This is a genomic window from Dulcicalothrix desertica PCC 7102 (assembly GCF_003991905.1).
Classification (GTDB): Bacteria; Cyanobacteriota; Cyanobacteriia; order Cyanobacteriales; family Nostocaceae; genus Dulcicalothrix; species Dulcicalothrix desertica.
Window position 1 is genome coordinate 93,578 of the sequence record NZ_RSCL01000006.1, and the last position, 905, is coordinate 94,482.

At 35.1% G+C, this 905-nt stretch carries 1 protein-coding gene; it reads right to left on the bottom strand.

Annotated elements, in window-relative coordinates; genetic code table 11:
- On the bottom strand, nucleotides 1–905 hold a 905-nt coding region (locus tag DSM106972_RS14010), incomplete at both ends, for a transposase family protein (protein ID WP_524536014.1).

A 905-nucleotide genomic window follows, 5' to 3' on the forward strand; every position in this document is an offset into this window, starting at 1 on the left:
AGCTATGACTAAAGCAGCTGCAATATCACTACTCAATCCATACATCCGGGAATATTTAGCCAAGCCGATTAGACTTGTATATGCTGGATTTTTCTTAAATAAACTAATTCCTCGATTAAAAAGTATTGATTCGAGCAACTGGTAAAATTTACTATACGCCCAGGATGAAAGCATTCTTGCATATTTTCTACCCTTTTCCCGTAATAATTCTTTTTTATGACTAAAATCCAATTCTTCACAGACAACTGGACAAGCATATTTTGTGGCAAGGTTTGCTAGTTCTAAACATGCATTAACTATTTGCTGGGAGTTAAAATTTTTACCTAGTCCAGATTGTAATGGAATACTACCATCCGCTTTTAAATTACCTTGGTAATCTACATAAGCCCATCCAATAGAACTGGGATTAATATCTATACCAATGGCACCGTATTGAATTGGTCTGCTAACTTTTTCCACAAGTTTTGGTGTAAATTGGACACCTACAACCCAACGACCATTCTTTCTAAAAAAGTGCCATGTTTTTGCTCCATTATCAGGAAGTCTATTTATGTTTCTATCAAAGTTACCTATTTCAGTTTCGATATGCTTACCAAATCTTTCCTCCAAACAGTAAGGAACTCTAAAACAAATTTTATTCCCGTCGTACTGACAGATTAAATTACCATGCGTTTCATCCTTGGAACCAACAATATAAATTTCACTGCTTGAGACCTTTACCCGTATTGGCGCCGTTTTTAGGTAAGCTATTTTCTTCTCAAGCTGATAGATATAACGTTTCTTATGATGAATCTGAAACTTGAGAGCGTGCCAATTTGAACGTCTTGTATTTAAATCACAGCATAAAGGAACTTTACATCCAGTTTTTGACGAGTGCCAATTTTTCTTTGCATAAAATTTTTGGC